Origin of the sequence: Acetobacterium carbinolicum (assembly GCF_047456275.1) — a bacterium.
Classification (GTDB): Bacteria; Bacillota; Clostridia; order Eubacteriales; family Eubacteriaceae; genus Acetobacterium; species Acetobacterium carbinolicum.
The window spans coordinates 542,419-562,452 of record NZ_CP173357.1; the positions used below are offsets into that span (position 1 = coordinate 542,419).

At 44.0% G+C, this 20,034-nt stretch carries 9 protein-coding genes and 1 riboswitch; all 9 genes read left to right on the forward strand.

What is annotated here, in order from left to right; all coding sequences use genetic code 11:
• Positions 1-267 precede the first annotated feature (267 nt).
• The 9 genes from ACIZ62_RS02495 (at position 268) to ACIZ62_RS02535 (ending at position 20,010) form a co-directional block, all read left to right on the forward strand.
• Positions 268-1,092 carry a hypothetical protein gene (locus ACIZ62_RS02495; RefSeq protein ID WP_414151163.1) on the forward strand — a complete coding sequence of 275 codons (825 nt, stop codon included), beginning with the start codon at positions 268-270 and terminating at the stop codon, positions 1,090-1,092.
• Positions 1,093-1,176: 84 nt separating this feature from the next.
• Entirely contained in the window at positions 1,177-7,140 is a 5,964-nt protein-coding gene (locus tag ACIZ62_RS02500) for a DUF4430 domain-containing protein (RefSeq protein WP_414151164.1), read from the forward strand.
• A gap of 392 nt (positions 7,141-7,532) precedes the next feature.
• A riboswitch (cobalamin riboswitch) is annotated at positions 7,533-7,666 on the forward strand.
• 234 nt (positions 7,667-7,900) lie between these two features.
• Complete coding sequence (locus ACIZ62_RS02505) at positions 7,901-10,054, forward strand: hypothetical protein (RefSeq protein WP_414151165.1); 2,154 nt, start codon at positions 7,901-7,903, stop codon at positions 10,052-10,054.
• 54 nt (positions 10,055-10,108) lie between these two features.
• A complete protein-coding gene (locus ACIZ62_RS02510; protein ID WP_414151166.1) occupies positions 10,109-11,083 on the forward strand; it encodes a TIM barrel protein in 975 nt (324 codons plus the stop codon).
• Between the two features lie 562 nt (positions 11,084-11,645).
• Positions 11,646-12,899 (forward strand): DUF4430 domain-containing protein, encoded by a 1,254-nt coding sequence (locus tag ACIZ62_RS02515; protein ID WP_322519465.1) that lies wholly within the window; start codon positions 11,646-11,648, stop codon positions 12,897-12,899.
• 95 nt (positions 12,900-12,994) lie between these two features.
• Entirely contained in the window at positions 12,995-16,804 is a 3,810-nt protein-coding gene (locus tag ACIZ62_RS02520; RefSeq protein WP_322519466.1) for an Ig-like domain-containing protein, read from the forward strand.
• Positions 16,801-17,748: an ECF transporter S component gene (locus ACIZ62_RS02525; protein ID WP_111888096.1), complete on the forward strand. Its 948-nt coding sequence runs from the start codon at positions 16,801-16,803 to the stop codon at positions 17,746-17,748. The genes ACIZ62_RS02520 and ACIZ62_RS02525 overlap by 4 nt, the downstream gene beginning before the upstream one ends.
• An 80-nt stretch (positions 17,749-17,828) precedes the next feature.
• On the forward strand, positions 17,829-18,929 hold the full coding sequence (locus ACIZ62_RS02530) for a DUF4430 domain-containing protein (RefSeq protein WP_111888095.1): 1,101 nt from the start codon (positions 17,829-17,831) through the stop codon (positions 18,927-18,929).
• Between the two features lie 130 nt (positions 18,930-19,059).
• Positions 19,060-20,010, forward strand: coding sequence for an energy-coupling factor transporter transmembrane component T (locus ACIZ62_RS02535; protein WP_414151167.1), 951 nt, complete (start codon positions 19,060-19,062; stop codon positions 20,008-20,010).
• The last annotated feature ends 24 nt before the right edge of the window (positions 20,011-20,034 follow it).

Consider the following 20,034-nt stretch of genomic DNA (forward strand, 5'->3'; position numbering starts at 1 on the left):
GAAAGGGGGCGCGTGTGAAAAAGCAGGATGAGCAGAACTGCAGTCTTATCCGATTGGAGGAACCGGCCAATTGACTGCAGCAGAATCGGTTCAAAAATTGGTTTTTGGTAACGAGGGCAAATAAAAAACCACAGGAATTGGTAGATTCCTGTGGTGGGTGACAACAAGTCACATTAGATAATTATAATTTAGTTTACCCTCTATTGACAGTGATGTCAAGATTCAAATTTTCAAATTTAAGAAAAAAATTATGGAGGATTAAAACACATGAAAATCAAAAGTTATGGTAAAAAAGCATTAGCAGTAGTCGGTTCGATGGCAATGTTGTCAGCATTTGCTTCCCCAGCATTTGCAGCAGGTTTGGATGATGGGACGGATTTCTACATTGCCGTGGATCAGTCTGTTATGGGCGGGCCGGCAATTGTGGCTCCGGCTCATGTTCATGTCAATCCGGCAGATTATAGTACCACAACTGTTTTGGAGCTGTTAAATGACGTTAAAGGCGGTGTAACCGTGCATGACAATTATGGTTATGTGGATTACATGAGTAGTTCGTTTTCGGATAGCTATAATTTCGGAACATACTATGGTACATTAACTGATCCTTGCACCGATGCACACATGGTCTCTACTAATCAGAGTGATGGTTTGTTAAAAGAAAAAGAATTTACCGGAGTTTCCGGTTGGATGATGCAGATTGACAGTCAGACATCAGGAACCTATGGCGGTAATACGGTTTGGTACAGCGGGAATACGACCGTACAGGATCTGATTAACACCGGTTTACTCAATGCTGGGGACACCAGTGCCACCATTCGTTGGTATTACTCCCTGAATATGGGTGCTGACATGGGACTGTCATACAGTTCATGGTTGCCAACCGAAGATCCGACATATAATGGAACAGCTTGGGTATACGATTGGAATAGCACAGAATATACTGCACCTGACTTTACGATGGCCAACAAAGATGCGTTGGTAAAAGCATTGGCGAATAATCCAACTGATCCAGATTATGCTACCGCCTTAGCTGTCTTTAATGATGTTGATGCCACACAGACTGCAGTCGATGCGGCAACGGCTTCACTCTAAGTAATGTAGTGTTTTGATTTTGGTGAAAGGTTTAAAGAGGGACATTTGGTCCCTCTTTCTTTAATATAAGGAAAGGGATTAAAAATGAAAAATATATGGATCGAAAAGAAAAAGAATATCACAATCATGCTTTTTTTCTTGATAACAATGATGGTGGTGTCTGGCTTCACTTCCATGGCAGTTAGGGCAGAAGGGGAAACCGGAGATACTTGGAATCCGGCAACCGGCAGTTATGTAATCAGCACAGTCGCAGATCTTAACGCCTTTCGGGCGTCAATGATTACTGATAAAATAGACTACACTGGAAAAAAGATAATGCTAAACAATGATATTACCATCGATGAAACACATCCGTTGACATCATTGAAACGCCCATCTTCAACTCGTAATTTTTCCGGGGTTTTTGATGGACAGGGCCATAGCATTATCGGATACAACGATAATCAGATGGCGGTATTTCATACAATTGCGGCCTCTGGCAAGGTTTATAATTTTAATTTAGAATCTGTAGATTTACAGGCGTTTAAAAGCACTTCTACGTCTCAGAAGCTTGGAACATTGGCAATGAAGAATCAAGGAAAAATAATTAATTGTTCGGCAACCGGAACAATAAAAACGGCAACTGGTAATGCTTCTCAAGTCGGTGGATTAGTGGGGCAAAATAATGGAAGTAATGCCCAGATCATCAACTGTTACAGTCGTGTAAATATTGAAGAAACCAATGGAAAGTGGATTGGCGGCATTGCTGCAATGAATAGTAATTCTGCAATTATGCAGAATTGTTATGCTACTGGTCATTTAACGAGTACTGAAACAGAAACCATTTATTCAATTGCTTATGAAACTGATCAAACGAATATTAAAGGTTGCTATTATCAGGATACAATCAATACTAACCTGGCAACGATTAATAATTTTGGTGCTCCATTAACCGAAACCCAGTTTAAAGACAGTATGAATAGCGCTTCAAATTTCCCGAACTGGAATTTTGAGAAAGAATGGAAAATGGATGCCACCAATGGCGGGTATCCCAGCTTGCGCTACCAGCTGCCGGAAGGAAATAGCAGCGAAATACAGGTAAAAGCAGTCGTAAAAATCAAAGATAAGGTCGTTCCGGATACCGACATCAATACGGATGCAACTGACTTTCTAAAGGCTGACATTGAAAGCATTACGCTGGTTGCCACCGATGGTAAGGCAGAAAGTCAGACGATCATTGATGACTATCATGCAAAGCTGGAACTAAAAGATCCGGATAAAGGGATCCAAAATCCATTAACCTTTACGGGTGTTGCAGCAGCAAAGAATAATTTTGATGGCAAGTTGCAAGGCTTTTTATCCCAGTATAAGCTGGTCTATGACGACAGCGGATCAAATGCCTACACCCTTAAATTCTTCAGTAACGAATATAAAACGGGTGTTTTAGGGGAAGATTTTAGTGTCAATGAACCAGCGTTTACCTTTAACAGCAAAACAACGTATTCGGATGATCAAAAAGCAGCAGCGATTGCTGCCACCGAAACCCGCATTCAGGAATCGCTGGCATACTATCTGCCCGTCGATGTTTCCGGGCATGATGCGGTGTTTGGGGCTGGCAATAACCAGTACGGTTCCTGGCTGATTTTCACCTCGGCCAGAGCCGGTTATACCCCGCATGCAGGCTTTTTCGATGAATGCTATCAGGCCTTTGAGGAAAAATACACCGCATCGAAAAAAGTGGATGGAGAAGGCAAACCCTTAAATGAAGGTTTCGATGCCAATGAAGTCGCCAAGGATGCACTGGCCATCACCGCCATGGGCTATGACGCCCGAAATGTGGCTGGCTACAATCTTATTGAAATGCTGACCAATGGAAAAAACCCGTCCGACGGTTATTTTGTAGGACAGGTAAGTTCATTTGCTATTGATTCTTACAATTATTTACCGGGCACACAAGAAGCCTACGCGGTTGAGCTGGCAAAAAAAGCGCTTGACGGAGCCAGCACTGGCAATGATCCGCTGATTGATATGTACATCATGGGATCTCAGCCGCTGGCCGCCTACTACGATCCCAATGCTCAGGAAGGAACCGATCTCTATTATGTCAAACAGGCGATGGAAACTGTGTTTATCCCTTATTTTTCACGTATTCAGGGCTATACCGGCGTGTTCTACAGCGGCATCAGCTACAATAATCCCTGGTCCAATGCTCAGGTGTATATCATGCTGGGAATGGCAGATGTGGATATTTTCCAAGCGGATTTTATTAAAAACGGCTTTTCAATGTTGGATTCACTTGCCTCAGTTAGCCAGTCCTATAGTGCCGATCAGGGCCAGATCGCACGAGGCTATGAGGCAGTTGTAAGAGCTTATCGAAATGAGAACCAGATCTTTGACTGCACTGATGTTTTAAACTCAACGGTGCGGGTCAACAACGCCATTGCTGAGCTGCCGGCGGCGGACACCATCACCGATGAAAACAAAGCTGCTGCTCAAACAGCACTGGATGAAGTGGATAATCTGTTGAATAACCAAGAGTTAACCTGGTCGGAAACTCAATTAAATAGTATTGATAAAACCAAATACGAGACCGTTAAAGCAAAACTGGCCGGGAGCGATACGCCAAGCGATACGGACACAGCGAAGGCAAAAATGGTTGACGATCAAATTGCAGCACTGTCGGATGCGGATAAGCTGACATTGGCAGAAAAAGAAAAAGTTACAAAGGCACGAGTTGATTATACAGCCTTAACTGAAGTGCAACAGAAGCTAGTCACTAATCTGGCTGTACTTGAAGCAGCTGAGGCAAAAATAGCGGAACTGGAAGCAACTGCAGGTTCTGAAGCGGATAGAGCGGAAGCTAAAAAAGTTAGTGATCTCATTGATGGGATAAAAGCCGTTGATCAGCTTAAAGCCGGTGACAAAGCCGAGGTGATGAAGATTCGAAAAGCCTTTAAGGCCTTAACCGGTAGTCAGAAAGATTTTGTCAGTGAAGAAATCCAACAAAAACTAACCGCTGCTGAAGATAAAATAGCGGAACTGGTAAAAACAGTGCCCCCAGTGAGATATGAAGAAACTGGGATTGAAGTAACTGGTCTTCCTGAAAAAGTAAAAAAATTGATTGTAGAAGATAAAAAGAATGACGCTAAGGTGAAAGCAGCAGCCGAAAAAGCGGCTACTGAGGCAGGGCTTAAAAATGTAACGGTGGTCACTCTCTATGACATTAAACCAAATATGACAGATGACGAATTGAAGACTTTTAATGGCGAAGACAATAGCTATGTAACGATGATGCTTCCGATTCCGGAAAATCAGCGTGGGGCCAGTAGTTATCAGATTTATCATTTAAAAAGTGGTGGAATGGTCGAATGGATTACACCGGTAGTTTCAGAAGATGGTGCTACCCTGATTTTTACGGTAAGTTCTTTCTCTGATTTTGGAATTATTGCTGAAGCAGAAACAGCCGGTGAAACCGAAAACGAAAAAGAGGCTAAAACGGTAGATGATTTAATTGGCAAATTACCAGCAGAAAGTGCGTTGGCACTAACCGATAAAATACAAGTAGAGCAAGCTCAAACAGCCTTTGAGAAACTTACGGCTGAGCAGCAAGCTTTGGTCAAAGAAGACAACCGGACAAAGCTGGAATTAGCGGTAGCCAAAATCGCAAAACTTGTAAAAGATGCTAATGAAGCAGATCAAGCTGAAGCGCAAAAGGTAATTGATAAGATAGATAAATTACCAGCAACGAATGAGTTGGTATTAACCAACAAACAACAAGTTGAAGAAACATGGAACGCATATACAGCATTAAGTGACTTGCAAAAGAAATTAGTAAAAAATATAGAAACGTTAACAGCAGCGAAAACTAGAATCACTGAACTCGAAAAAACTAAAGCCGATCAGGCTGCCGCTAAAAAAGTGACAGATCAGATTAATGCTTTGGGAACCATCACCAAATGGGATCAAAAGGCGAGTATTGAATCCGCTCGAACGGAATATAACAAATTGACAGCAGATCAAAAAGACCTTGTTAGCGCCGATACGTTAATAATTTTAACAAATGCCGAAACAGCTATCGAAAAATTAAAGCCAAATAATGGTAGCATCACCATTGACGTGGAACGATTTACCATTGGACAGGGATTCTATGTCGAACCGGTCATTGTTTCTATTGAAGAAGGTGAAACCGCCCGTCAGGCTTTAGAAAAACTACTGGGTGCCGATAACCTGGTTGGTGACGTGGGTTATCTTCGGGCCGTTAAAGGAGCCGATAACGGAACTGCAACGATCCCGGATTATATTGTCTCAAAAATAGGTGGCGACAACAGTGCAGTAGCTAACGCTTATAGCAGCCGTTATGGTGGCGATATATTAGGAGAATTTGACTATAGTAAATATTCCGGCTGGTATTATTTGGTTAATAATTCGGCCCCCAATGTAGGGATGGATGCATACACCCTCAACGATGGTGATGTGATGCGGTTAGCTTTTACCTATTGGGGAACAGGGAGCGATATAACCGGGATAGAATATGGAACCAACAAAGTGCTGGTGAACATCGCTAATAAAGATAGCCTGTTAAAAGCGATTGCCGCTGTTAATGCCAATAAATCGACCTACTTAAGTGATGCTGGCATTAAAACCGCCTATGATACTGCGATGACAGTTGTGCAAGATATGACCGCAACTTTTAAAGCGACGAACGATGCGGCGATAGCACTGAACAAGGCTGTAGCTAATTCGGCTAAAACAGATCAAGAAATAGCAAAAAAAGTTAGTGATCAGATTGATGCATTACCAGTAGTAACTAAGCTGGCATTGACTGATAAGGATGCGGTAACGGCAGCTCGTATTGGTTATGATGCACTAACAGCGACGCAAAAAGCGTTTGTCACCAATTTCAGTACTTTGGCGGCTGCCGAAGCAAAAATTGCTGAACTGGAAAAAGAAGCAACTGAAGTAGCCAATAAAGCTGCGGCTAAAGCGGTTACCGATAAAATTGCCGCACTTCCCAGCGGAACGGCTTTGTTGCTGGGAGAAAAAGCCGATGTTGTCGCTGCTCGGATTGCCTATAATGCATTGACGGAAACACAGAAAGCATTGGTTACTAATCTCAGCGCGTTAATTCTGGCAGAGACTCGAATCGCTGAACTGGAAGCAGAAACCCCGGTTGTTAAAGATATAAAGACTGGGATTGAAGCAATCGGATTACCAGCCGGAACAGCCATTAAGGTTGGGGATGAAAGTGCTGATACCGATAAGACCGGAGAAGCATTGAAATCAGCTAAAAAACAAGGTATCAAGGACGCAAAAATTATCAGCCTTTATGCCATCAAACCCGACATGAGTGATACCGAGCTGGAAAAATTCAACAATGATGCTACCAGTTATGTCACCCTGACCATTCCACTCAGCACTGAACAGTGGGGTTATGATAGTTATCAGATTTATCATAAAAAAATAAATGACGCGGTGGAATGGATTACTCCAACGCTGTCTGAAGATGGAAAATCACTAATTTTTAAAGTCAACGCATTTTCAGATTTCGGTGTAGTTGGAACAAAAACAACCACCGATACCGAAATACCCGTGGTTGATTTTAGCTACTGCACTCACGTCCAAAACGTAGGCTGGCAGAATTGGAGAAACAACGGCGATATGAGCGGAACCCAGGGTAAATCGTTACGATTGGAAGGGATACAAATTAAACGGACCGATACCGCTGATGTCGATCTCGGGATTCGTTACGAAACCCACATTGAAAATATTGGCTGGGAAGATGATTGGAAAGCTGATGGGGACACAAGCGGCACCGAAGGCCGGTCGTTAAGACTGGAAGCAATCCGGATTGAATTAACCGGAGCCGATGCTAAAAATTATGATGTTTATTACCAGGTTCATGCCCAGAACATCGGTTGGATGGCTTTTGCCCAAAATGGTAAAGAGGCCGGGACCGCCGGTTTTGGTTATCGCCTGGAAGGTATTCGTGTAGTGGTTGTACCTAAGGGTCAAGCTGCACCAACACCTGAAGATGGAAGCATTGAGACAGCTTTTCTGATTAGGAGATAAAATAACATTGTTTTAAAAGTAATGGTCTGGCATGGAGAGGCTGACTGTTAAATAAACCAAGAACAAGGCGCAGCGTTTAAAACGCTTCTGCCGGGCAACGGCACAGGAATAAACCACCTGTGCCATTGCTTTTTTAAGGATCAGAAAGTTTAATACAATGTGTAATAGTGATCGTTATTTTAAGATCATAAATTCAAAAATATAAATCGGTGTGGATTGAGTAAAAAGGAGTTCAAATAAAAAGTTGTATACCAAAAACTATTGCAATTTGATGGCTTAGATGATAAACTTTGGTTAAGAAATTATTGGGCTGTCTTTTATAGTATCAGTATGGTTTAATTGAATAATGTGATAAAGAATGCTGGGAATTGTGTTAATCGATAACATCATTCTATTAGGTTTAGTAAAAAAATAGTATTTTATTTTGATTGCTTCAGGGGAATCCGGGTGAAAATCCCGAACAGATGCGCTACCGTAATTGCGATAAAGCATAAGCCGGGAACCTATTCTTTATTAATAAATATCGGCCTTCGCAATTGAGGATACCGAACAGCAAATAGTTCTACAGCAACTTCTGGAACTTCTATCATAAGTCATTTTTTGACTTTGATGGAAGTTTTTTTGTTGGCTTTTTTAAGGAGATTGGGTCTAATGTAGTGAAAAAACGAACGATTGGTATCGATTCGTAAAAAAGGAGGACGAAAGCGAAAAAACGAACGAAAACAAAGGTGTAAATTTAATTTTAAAGGAGAAGTAGAAAATGAAAAACTTTGAAGAACTTGGTAAAAAAACATGGATGATAGCGGCTTACCTGTTGATCATGGCGATGGTCATGACAATGATTGGAATTACACCGGTTAAAGCGGCCGCTAACAAAACGGTTGTCCCGGTGAAAGTAGTCTTTAACATCGACAACAAGGTTGTCCCAGCACAGGGAATTAATGAGAATGCGGATGAATTTCTTAAAGCCACTTATACAACTAAGTTGGTTGCCACAGATGGAACCAAAGAAAGCCAGGCGATTATAGATAAATGCCAGGCCCGTTTGGTTTTGATGTTTCCTGATAATGAGCTCCAAAATCCTCTTAAATTCAGTGGGGTGGCATCAGAAGCTTACAGCTTTGATGAAGCGATCCCAAGTTTACTGAATCAATATATCATCGAATATGATGAAGCATTGGCCGGTAATTATCAACTGGCCTACTGGTATGAAGAAGGCCGATTGCCGTCGGTAGATAAAGACTTTGAAGCCAATAAACCTTCTTTTAGCAATAATGGCAATACGACAGTTCCCAGTAGTGCAAAACAGGAAACATTAATCAGTGCCGCTGAAAACCTGATTCAAGATAGCTTGGAGTCTCGTTTACCGGCAAATGTTTCTGGTCATGATGCCGTTTTTGGGACAACGACCAACACCTACGGATCATGGTTGATCTTTACGGCAGCCCGGGCCGATTATACGCCACACAGTGGCTTTTATGTCGAATGTTATGATGCCTTTGTGCAGAAATATCAGAAATCAAACAAAAAAGATGCTCAAGGCAAGCCTTTAAACGAAGGCTTTGATGCCAATGAGGTAGCCAAGGATGCTCTGGCAATCACGGCTATGGGTTATGATGCCCGAAATGTTGGCGGCTATAATCTGATTGAAATGCTGACCAACGGCAAGAACCCATCCGATGGGTATTTTGTTAAACAGGTCAGTGAATTTGCCATTGATTCCTATAATTATCTGCCGGAACGGGACCATGCCTATATTCATGAGTTGGCCGCCAAGGCGCTGGCGGGTTCCGTTACTCATGTTGATCCACTGATTGATATGTATATTATGGAATTCCAGCCGATTGCAGCTTTTTATGATCCCAATGCCAAAGACGGTGATGAATTTTATGATGTAAAACAAGCGATGGAGACGGTGTTCATTCCTTATTTCTCCCGGATTCAAGGCTATACTGGCCTCTTTTACAGCGGTATCGACTATAACAATGCCTGGTCGAATGCTCAAAGCTTTATTATGCTGGGCACCGCCGATGTCGATCTTTTCCAGACGGCCTTTATAAAAAATGGTTACTCGCTGCTTGATATTTTAACCGATAAAAACGAATCCTTCTCTGCCGATGAAGGTCAGATCGCCAGGGGTTATGAAGCCATTGTGCGAGCTTATCGGAATCAGAATAAGCTTTTTGACTGTACCGATGTCAGCAATTCTACCGTTAAGGTGAATGACGCCATTTGGTCCCTGCCAGAGGCCTCTGCAATCACGGCAGCCAACAAGGCAGCAGCTCAGCAAGGCTTGGATGCGGTGGATGAAGTACTTGGTTCGCTCGATTTAACGGCGAGTCAGAAAAGCAACATTGATATGACAAAGTATAATGCGGTTAAAGCGAAGGTTGAAGCAACGGAAGATCCCACCGACCCCGTTGAACCAACGGTTCCGACCGTCAATTGTTTGTATCGAACCCATATTCAAAATGATGGTTGGGAAAAAGAGTTTAAAGCCAATGGAAAGATGAGTGGTACCGCTGGCCGTTCGCTTCGCTTAGAAGGCATTGAGGTAAAACTACAAGGTGATGCAGACCTGGGTATTGAGTACAAAACCCATATTGAAAACATCGGCTGGGAAGACGCATGGAAAGCCAATGGCGACATGAGTGGTACCAAAGGACAGGGATTACGCCTGGAAGCCATTGACATAAAACTAACCGGAGCCGATGCCGATAAATTTGACGTGTACTACCGTGTTCATGCGCAAAATTCTGGCTGGTTAAACTGGGCTAAAAATGGTGATAGTGCCGGAACCGCCGGTTTTGGTTACCGACTGGAGGGCATCAAAATTGTGGTGGTGCCAAAAGGTGAAACACCTCCGGCGGTAGAAGCAGGAACCAATGACTTAGCCTTTATCAACAACAACTGATGTTAAGGTAAACTGGGTTATAATGCCAGCATAAATCAAGGAGGTGAGCATTAGATGATTCTGATGAATATTTCAAATTACTCCGGCGATCTGGAAAAATTTGAAGGCGACTGGAAGAATGTGCAGAGTTTTTTAGAAAAACACCAACTGGATGGTGTGGAGTTGATTTGTTATGAAGAAGATTATCTGGATACGCTACCACGACAGATATTAAAAGGACTTCACTTGAAATATTTTCCCACCTGGCTGGAATTTTATCAAAATGATATGGCAAAGGTGTCGGAGATGTTTGGTGGGATGAAGGGGGTTCGTCAATATTATGGCGGTACCCATCCTGACATTCTGGTGGAGGCCTTTCGGCAGGAATATCAGCGAGCCCGGGAATTTGAGGTGGAGTATATGGTCTATCACGTTTCCCACGTAACCACGGAGCATTCATTTACCGGGGCTTTTGATTACACCGATGATGAGGTACTGGATGCAACTGTGGATCTGGTCAACCGGGCTTTTGATACCAATAGTGATGTACTGCTGCTGTTCGAAAATCTATGGTGGCCGGGGTTAACCCTCTTAGATAGGGACAAAGCCCAGCGGTTTCTGGATCAGATCAACTATGAAAATAAAGGCATCATGCTGGATCTCAGTCATTTGATGATCACAAACCCCAAGCTAAAAACAGCTCAAGAAGGTGCCGAATACATATTGGATTGCATTGAGAAGCTGGGTAGCTTAAAAGACTGGATCAAGGGCGTACATGTGAATCTGTCATTACCAGGAGACTATCTGTTATCAGATCATCGTACACAGTATCAAGAAATCCTGGCAACTGAGGATCAGTTTGAACGCTATCTTAAAACGGTGGGACATATTAAGAAAATTGACTGGCATGTGCCTTTTGATCATCCACTGGTTAAAAATATTATTGAGTCGGTGACGCCTGAATATATCGTGTATGAATTGTTGGCCAAAGATTATAAAAGTCTGGATGCCTACATGGCGATTCAAAATCAGGCTATGGGATGTATTTGACCAGAGCAGGATAATTACTGAAAAGAGAATAATAAATAGTTTTTTGTTAAATGCTACTAATTAATGGCAATAAAAACTAAAAAACGGTTGCAATTTCAGATTCCTGGTGTTAATATTTAATTGATCTATTAAATGCGGTTAATTACTGACTGGAATTTAATTGGAGTTTCGTTATTCAAAATACGAAGTAAAAAGATTTTGAATAAGATTATTTTGACAACTTAATAATTGTTATAAAGAATGCCGGGAATGGTGAGTTTGATCTCAGTCAATTCTATTAGGCTTGATAAGGTGATCAGATTTATCGATCAAATTATCTTAGGGGAATCCAGGTGAAAGTCCTGAACAGATGCGCTACCGTAATTGCCTTTGGGCATGAGTCGGGAACCTATTCTTTATTAACCGGTATAATCCTTCGCACTTGAGGATACATGCCAAACAAAGTTCTACAGCATATTCTGGAGCTTCTGTCGTCAGTCATTTTTTGATTGAGACGGGAGCTCTTTTTTTGTAATTGTTTGGAAAATGTAAAAAAATTTTGATTGATGAAGTGAGGGAGAAGATGAAGAAGTTAATGAAGAAGATGTTGATGCTGGGATTAATGATGACCGTCCTGCTTTTTTCAGGACCGGTGCAAGCCGAAGAGAATGTGCCGGTTCAGGAAGAGGCACAGACCGGAACCATCAGTATTTCGGTGGAAAAATTTTCCTTGGGCGAAGGTTATTATGTCGAACCGGTGCAAATCCCTATTTATACTGGGGATACCGGAATAACAGTGTTAAACCGTTTTTTAGGAAGCGATAAAATTGTCTGGAAAAGTAATTATCTGGTTGGCATTTACGGTGCTCAGACTGGAGAACTCAATGTACCCGCCAGTATCTCTAAAATGGAATCCCATCAGGATTTTGGCGACGCACCAACAACAGAAACGGCCCTGGCCGAAGGTCTGACTTACCCGGATCGGCTATCAGAGAAAGATTACAGCCCCATGTCCGGATGGATGTATTCGGTTAACAATGTTTTTCCCGGTTATGGACTGGACGGGTATACGCCAGCTAATGGCGATATTTTTCGGTTGCAATTCACCCTCTGGGGTTACGGTGCCGATTTAGGTCAGGATTTTATGGGCGGAATGGCACCCATTAATCAAACGGACAAAAGCGATCTGACAAAACTGCTGGCAGAGATTAACTCCAGCAGCAAAAAAAGTCAGTATCTACAGGATACTCAGTTTAAAACATTGTATGATCAGGCCTACAAAATGATGATGAATTTTGAAGCAACGACGAAACAAGCGCGTGAATTATATAATGAACTAAAAGCCGCTATTCCCGTGGTAACTGAGCCCGTCAGTGCCACCTATCATACCCATATTCAAAACGTTGGTTGGGAAGAAATCTGGAAAACAGATGGGGTGATGAGTGGAACCTCCGGTCGGGGCTTACGACTGGAAGGGATTGAAGTTAAACTCAGTGGAACTGAAGGCCATGATTTAGGCATTCGGTATAAAACCCATATCGAGAACATCGGTTGGGAAAACGATTGGAAAGCTGATGGTGTAATGAGTGGCACCAAGGGACGGGGCCTGCGACTAGAAGGGATTGACATTGAGCTGACAGGGGCAGATGCCGGGCAGTTTGATGTATATTACCAGGTTCATGCCCAGAATTTTGGCTGGCTGGATTGGGCTAAAAATGGTGAAAGTGCCGGAACCGCGGGCTTTGGCTACCGGTTGGAAGGCATTCGGATTGTGGTTGTACCCGCTGGCGAAGCAGCACCGGGCTCAACGGAAAGACCTTTTGTTACCAATAACTAATCAAGCCAACAGAAGTAAATGATGCTTAAGCGGGCTGGAGTTGTCAGGATAGAAGTTAATCAATGATTGCGTTGAGATGAAAGTGATGTGAAAAAATGAAACACAATTTAATAAAAAAAATCAGCTCCTTTGTGTTAAGTGTAACACTGTTGCTCACATCCAACGCGATGGTATTAGCAGTCGGAGAGGTTAAGCCACAGCAGAGTAGCGTGACGGTAACGGTGGAAAAACTGACGCTAATGGATGGGTTTGTTTTAGCACCGACTAAGGTAACCGTTGGCAGCGGTGAAAGTCTTGGCAGTATCCTGGATCGGGTGGTCGGAAACCAGATGATCTGGCAAGGTGATCGGCTTTATGCGGTGGTTGGAGCGCAGTCTTCAGGCGATTCGGTACCTACTGTTATTTCGGCAATGGGAGTTAACGAAAATAATGAGGTATCGCCAACCCAGGCCAGCTTAAATGAAGTTGGACTTTTGTCCCCCGGACAACTCGGAGAACGCGATTACAACTCCATGTCGGCGTGGATGTGCACGATTAACAATCAACTGATCGGCAGCGAAATGGCAGGCTATGTTCCGAATCCTGGCGATGTTATCCGGGTGCAGTTTTCATTATGGGGAAACGGTGCCGATCTGGGGCAGACTCTTTCTGGAAACGTACCAGCTATCTTTGTGGCGGACAAAGACCCACTTTTAGAAGCCTTAGCTCAAGTACGGAACAGCCCGTATTTTAATCAGTTTATGACCGATGCGGCTTTTAGTGATGCCTATGATCAGGCCATGAGTATAGCGAAGAACTTACAGGCCTCACAGGGGGCCGTCGATGCGGCGACAGATCAATTAAAAACACTACAGCCAATTCCCGCTGAGTCAATCACGCTATCGGTTGGAAATCTGGAAATGAATGTGGCTCAAACCTATGAACTAAAGGTGACGGTTTATCCGGAAAACGCGACCCTTGGCAAAGTAGTGAACTGGCAGTCCACTAATCCGGACGTGGCGATGGTTGATGATAATGGCGTGGTTACCGGGATGGGGCCAGGTCTGACAACGGTTTTGGCAACAACACAAAGTGGCGATTTAAGCGCGACCTGTCTGGTCGATGTAAGAGCCATCCCGATGACCGGTATTAAGCTTAGTTTAAATGGATTGGCCCTGGAGACGGCGGGAATCCATCAGTTGAGTGTCTTTTATACGCCGGAGAGCACAACGGACGCAAAAGAGGTGCGATGGTTAAGTTCGGATACTGGAGTTGTGGAGGTATCCACATCGGGTTTGGTTACGGCAACTGGCAAGGGAACGGCAACGATTACTGCCCAAACAGCCGGTGGCCACACCGCGAAGTGTGAGGTGACGGTGGCCACGCCGCGGGAATTGGCGGATGGCATCACGGCAAAAATAAACGCTTTACCAAAAATTAAAGCGTTGGTGCTTTCGGATAAGCCGATGCTGGAAGCGATCAAAGCCGAGTACGAGGTTAGTCCCGAAAATACCAAGCGGCTGGTGAGTGTTTCGGCAATCGAGAAGCTGACGGCTTTGCTCAATCGGATGGCTGAACTGGAGGTAAATCAGGCGCTGGCAAATCAGGTGATTGCCGCCATTAATCTGCTCCCAGAGCCCGATCAGACTAAGCTAATAAACGAAGCGGCGGTGGTATCGGCGAGAGCTGCTTTTGTCAGTGGATTAACCGCTGAGCAACAAAGTCTTGTTCCTAAAGAAGCACTTGATAAGCTGACGGCCTGCGAAAAAATGATCAAGTTGATCAAAAAAAACAATCAGAATGCTGCAAGAATCGTCATGGCAACCATTGCAGACTTACCTCAAACATTAACGCTAGCTGATGTTAAACAGGTATCCGCTGCCCGTAAAGATTATGAGGCATTAAATACCGACCAGCAGGGGCTGGTTGAAAATAGTGGGATCTTAAATACGGCGGAATTAGAGATTGTCAAGCAGATCCAGCTTGCGACTTCAGACATTGATGAGCAGACGTTAACGATCGGTTCTTATCAGTTTTTAACATTCTTAGAACTGGGAAAAGCATATGACTGTTTAGCAGAAAGTCAGCAGAGACTTCTGGACACCAGCGTGAAAGATAAAATTCTGGGGCTTCAGAAACGAGTGAAAGCTCAAAACAAGGCAGACGGCGACATTGTTGTTGATACGCCCTGGTATGTCAGTCAGCAGGTGGATCAGGTTAAGGTTACACAAATAGCCTATAGCAAATTTATCGAGCTGATGAAAAACGAAAAAATTAGTTCGGAATCAACCCAATTATTAAATTTATACACCATATCCTTAAAAGATATGACAAACTACAACCTGGACTATATGCCTACTTCAGATGAGCGATTAACCATATCATTATCGGTGAGTAACGATGTTCTGGCTTATGATCAGTTAAGCATTGTTACCCAGCAAAAAGATGGAACCGTTACAGTGATTGACAAAGACCAGTATACACTTTTAGAAAATCGAATTGAATTCAAAAGCGTCAATCCTTCACTGGTGGGAATTATCGTGGATAGAACTTCCCTTAAAACCTTGCAAACAACGATCAATACCGAACAGATTAATCCGTTGGAACCGGAAATCACCAAAGCGCTGGAGAAAACATCGGATTATATGCTAATAGCAGCGGCAAATCCGACCATTCAAAGCGGTCTCTGGGAAACCGTCTGCTTTGCCAGAGGGGGGTATGCGGTGCCGGAAGGCTATTATGAACTGTTCTACAGTAATGTGGTAAAGGAGTTAAACGAAGGGGGCGGATCAATTTCCGGTGATCGGACCAATACCGACTATTCAAAAACCATTTTGGCTTTAACTGCCATTGGCAAAGATCCTACCGATGTTGGTGGTTATAATCTGCTGAGTAAACTGTCCAATTTTACCCAGATTAAGCGGGGTGGCATGATGGCCTATGTTTGGGCACTGATTGCGTTGGATTCAAATAATTACGAGATACCGCTCAATACAACGGGTGTGCAAACCACCCGGGAACTTCTGATTCAAACCATTCTGGATCGGGAAGTGGTAACCAGTGCCGGGGTCCGGGGTGGCTTTTCACTGTATTCAGACAGTGCTGATGCGGCTCCGGATACGGATGTGACGGCGATGACGCTTCAGTCGTTGGCGAAATATAAAGATCGGGAAGATGTTAAACCAGTCGTTGACCGGGCCGTGAACACCTTGGCTGAACTTCAGAATAGCAACGGCAGTTATGGCACCTTTGGTGCACCGGAAACCTCTGAGAGCACATCCCAGGTCATTCTAGCATTGACCTCGCTGGGCATTGATCCCGCCGCTGATCCCCGTTTTATCAAGGGTGATCATTGGATCTTATCCGATTTGATGAACTATTATGTCGACGGAGGCGGCTTTATGCATATAAAAGCCGGCGGTACCGGCAACGGTGGCGGCGAACCCGGCACGCTCAATGGGATGGCTTCTTATCAGGCCATGCAAGCGATGATTTCCTATAATCGCTTAAAAAGTGGGAAACCCTGGATTTTTGGGATTACCGATGGCTTTAACCCAGTCATTGACAAAGAAAAAAGCCTCGATGATATAAAAAAAGAATATGAACAGAGTTTTGGTACTACAAAATCAGGCGGAAGTGGTACGGTTGCAAAAGCGAGTGGTGGAACAGCGGCCGCCGGATCTGCTACCGGCACGACGGCGACGGCTGCTTCAAAGGGTGGAACGTCTGCTGAGAATTTTACACCCTGGTCGTTTGATGGTACCTATACTCCAAACGCAAAAACTGCTGAGGCGGAAAATTCTGGGGCCATGATCATTGATCAAATCAATGGTCCGATGATTTTTGGCGGTGTTGTGATTCTACTGACCGGTATTGTGGGAGCAACCATGTATCTGGTTAAGAAAAAGAGAATGAAACGGGCATGAATACGGTTGATAACAAAATTAAAAATTCGCCATGGACACGGCTTTTTAAGAATCGCACCCTGATTTCATCACTATTAGTTTTTATCCTGATCCCCCTGACTATCTGGGTGGGGATTACCTATTTGGGGGATCGGAAATACTTATTTATTAGTTTGCTGATTATTTTTTACAGCTTTATTCCGTTTGGCTTGTCTTTTGAAAATAGAAAGCCGGAAGCTCGGGAACTGGTGTTGATTGCAGCAATGGCCGCCATTGCTGCCTGTGGGAATCTGGCCTTTTTTATGATTACCCCGTTCCAGGCTGGCGGTGCACTGATTATCATTGCTGGAATTTGTCTGGGTCCGGAACAGGGATTTCTAACCGGGGCCATGGCCCGGCTGGTGGTAAATATGTTTGCCGGTCAGGGACCCTGGACCCCCTGGCAGATGTTTTGCTGGGGCTTACTGGGATTTTTAGCGGGGCTCTGCTTTAATAAAGACCTGGAATTTGTTAAAAAGGAAAGCGATTTTAAAATCGTTTTGGGTCCGGTTATGGGTGTGCTTTTCGCAATTCTAATTGGCCTGCTGATGCACCTGTTTCTCAATGTAGGCGGGACCTTTATGGGGTGGCAGCTTTATGGATATGGCGCTATTGGTCTTTTAATTGGCATTCTGATTCAGCACAAGCGGCTACCTGTCGATCGGCTAACCATCGGGGTCTTTGGTTTTCTGACGACCTTCATCATTTATGGGGGAATCATGAACATCGCTGCATTGGTGATGTCAGTCGGTGTTTCTGGTTCCGGAATGGCCATGGATTGGAGCTCCATGAAGCTTTTATATATTTCCGGTGTACCCTATGATGCGGTTCACGCGCTGGGGACGGCGTTTTTTGGGGCGATGTTGGGTCCGGTGATGGTCGAGAAGCTGGAGCGGGTAAAAATAAAATTCGGTCTGTATCAATAACAATTGCCGGTACGACGTTGTTTGTTGATGGCATAGAAAATGACTAAAATGAGTCAGGAAGAATTGTTGAGGAGAAGAACATGAAGGAAGGTTTGCAAAAGAGGTGGCTGTTGCTACTGCTTATGTTTATTTTAATGGCAGTAACAACCTTGGGGTGCAGCAATATTAATGCAGCATTATCCAGTGATGCGGAGTCACAGGATGTCGTGGAATTAGCAGATGATACTGCGATCCCGGAGGATGGCGTAATTACTGCGGCCCAGTTTCGCTCCATCGCCGGTCAGGATCGAACGGTAACTTTTTCGGGCACCGGGGAAAATGGCATCAATTACGTTTGGTCGTTTAGTGGTAAGGATATCAAAAACCCGGTTGATCAGAACTTGAAAATTGAATTTAGCACCCAGGGTGACACCCTTAATCGCATTAAAGCAGGGGCCGGAAATGCGCCCTATGGCATTGGGATGAAAATAGCTGGGAGTAACGGGCTGATTACCGTTCCAACCTTAACCATCACCCTTGCGGAAAAATGGGACGCAGACAGTGCTGCGCTGTGTAAAGTCAATGCCGGAAGCGTTGCTAAGATGAGTAATGCCACCTTTGATCCCCAATCAGCTACGACTCGCTTATCCTTTAAGGTCATTGAGACTGGAGATGATTATTATGTTGTGGCTGGCAAAACCATTGCACCGATCCAGAATGCCAGTTCAGGTGAATCAGGAACAACAGGAGACGGTATGGCAGCAGCGGATGGTTCAAGCAGTAGCAGTTCGGCTGGCAATGTCTGTACCCTTTCAATTAATTGTTCGACCCTGCTCGATCATATGGACCGATTGCCTTCAGGAAAGGGTGCCTTTGTTCCGGCCAACGGCTGGATTCTTTACCCCTCGGAAGTGAGCTTTAACGCGGGAGAATCGGTTCACGATGTGCTTCAACGGGTCTGTCGGGACAATGGTATTCACATGGAATCCAGTTTTACACCGGCTTATAACTCCGCTTATGTTGAGGGTATCAACCAGCTTTATGAGTTTGACGGTGGGGAGCGTTCCGGATGGATGTATAATGTCAATGGTTGGTTCCCCAATTACGGGTGCAGTCAATACGCCGTCAAACAGGGTGATGTCATTAACTGGGTTTACACCTGCGATCTGGGCAGAGATGTTGGGGATAATAGCATGTGGTAGGATTTAAGAAGTGAATCTTGTCAGTTAAGTAGGAGCTATCAGCTTTGCGCCCGCTTTGGCGCAAAGCAATGGCCGCTCAATGTTTTTTGTTTCGTAATTGTTTATCAACAAATCATTAAGGAGGGTGTCAATGGAAGATGCTTTTTCGACCTATCATCCGATCATAAATTTTTTCTATTTTGTAGTCGTCCTGACCATCAGTGTGTTTTTTAATCACCCGGTGATTTTGGGCGTGTCGCTTACATCGGCAATCATCTATTCTATGGTGCTTCAAGGCTGGCAGAAGGTGCTGAAATTTAATTTCTTATTTATGCTGCCAATGTTAATTATTGTAGCGCTGATTAACCCGCTCTTTAATCATGCTGGGGTAACCATCTTGTTTTACTTGAAAAATGGCAATCCCATCACCCTAGAATCCATCATTTATGGCATTGTGATGTCGGTGATGCTGGTCCAGGTGATAATCTGGTTTTCCTGTTATAACATTATTATGACATCGGACAAGTTTATCTATCTGTTTGGGCGAATCATCCCGGCACTGTCGCTGATTTTTTCCATGGTTTTGCGGTTTGTACCAAAATTCAAGGCTCAGCTTAAGGTGATCAGTAATGGGCAGAAATGCATTGGTCGGGATATTACCAACGGTAATATCTTAATGCGGGCCAGACATGGGGTAACCATTCTCTCGATTATGGTCACCTGGGCGCTGGAAAATGCCATTGAAACCGCGGACAGCATGAAGGCGAGAGGCTATGGGCTAAGCGGTAGAACGGCCTTTTCCCTCTATCGTTTTGATAAACGGGATAAGGGAATGCTGGCAATGATGCTGGGCTTGCTGCTGTTGTTTATTGTCGGGGTATCGATGGGTAACACCTTTGTTCAATATAATCCCGCGATTGTTATAAGTGGCATTAACCCGGTCACCTTTTTTAGTTTTTTTACTTATTTCATTTTTGGAGCCTTTTGTTTGATGCCGGTGGCAGTAGACGGTCTGTCTTACCTGAGATGGGAAAAAATGAAGGCGGTGATACCGGAAAAAGAGTTCCATATGGAAATGCAGGTGAGTGTGGAAGCACCATAAACACACAAAAATAAGAACGTGAAT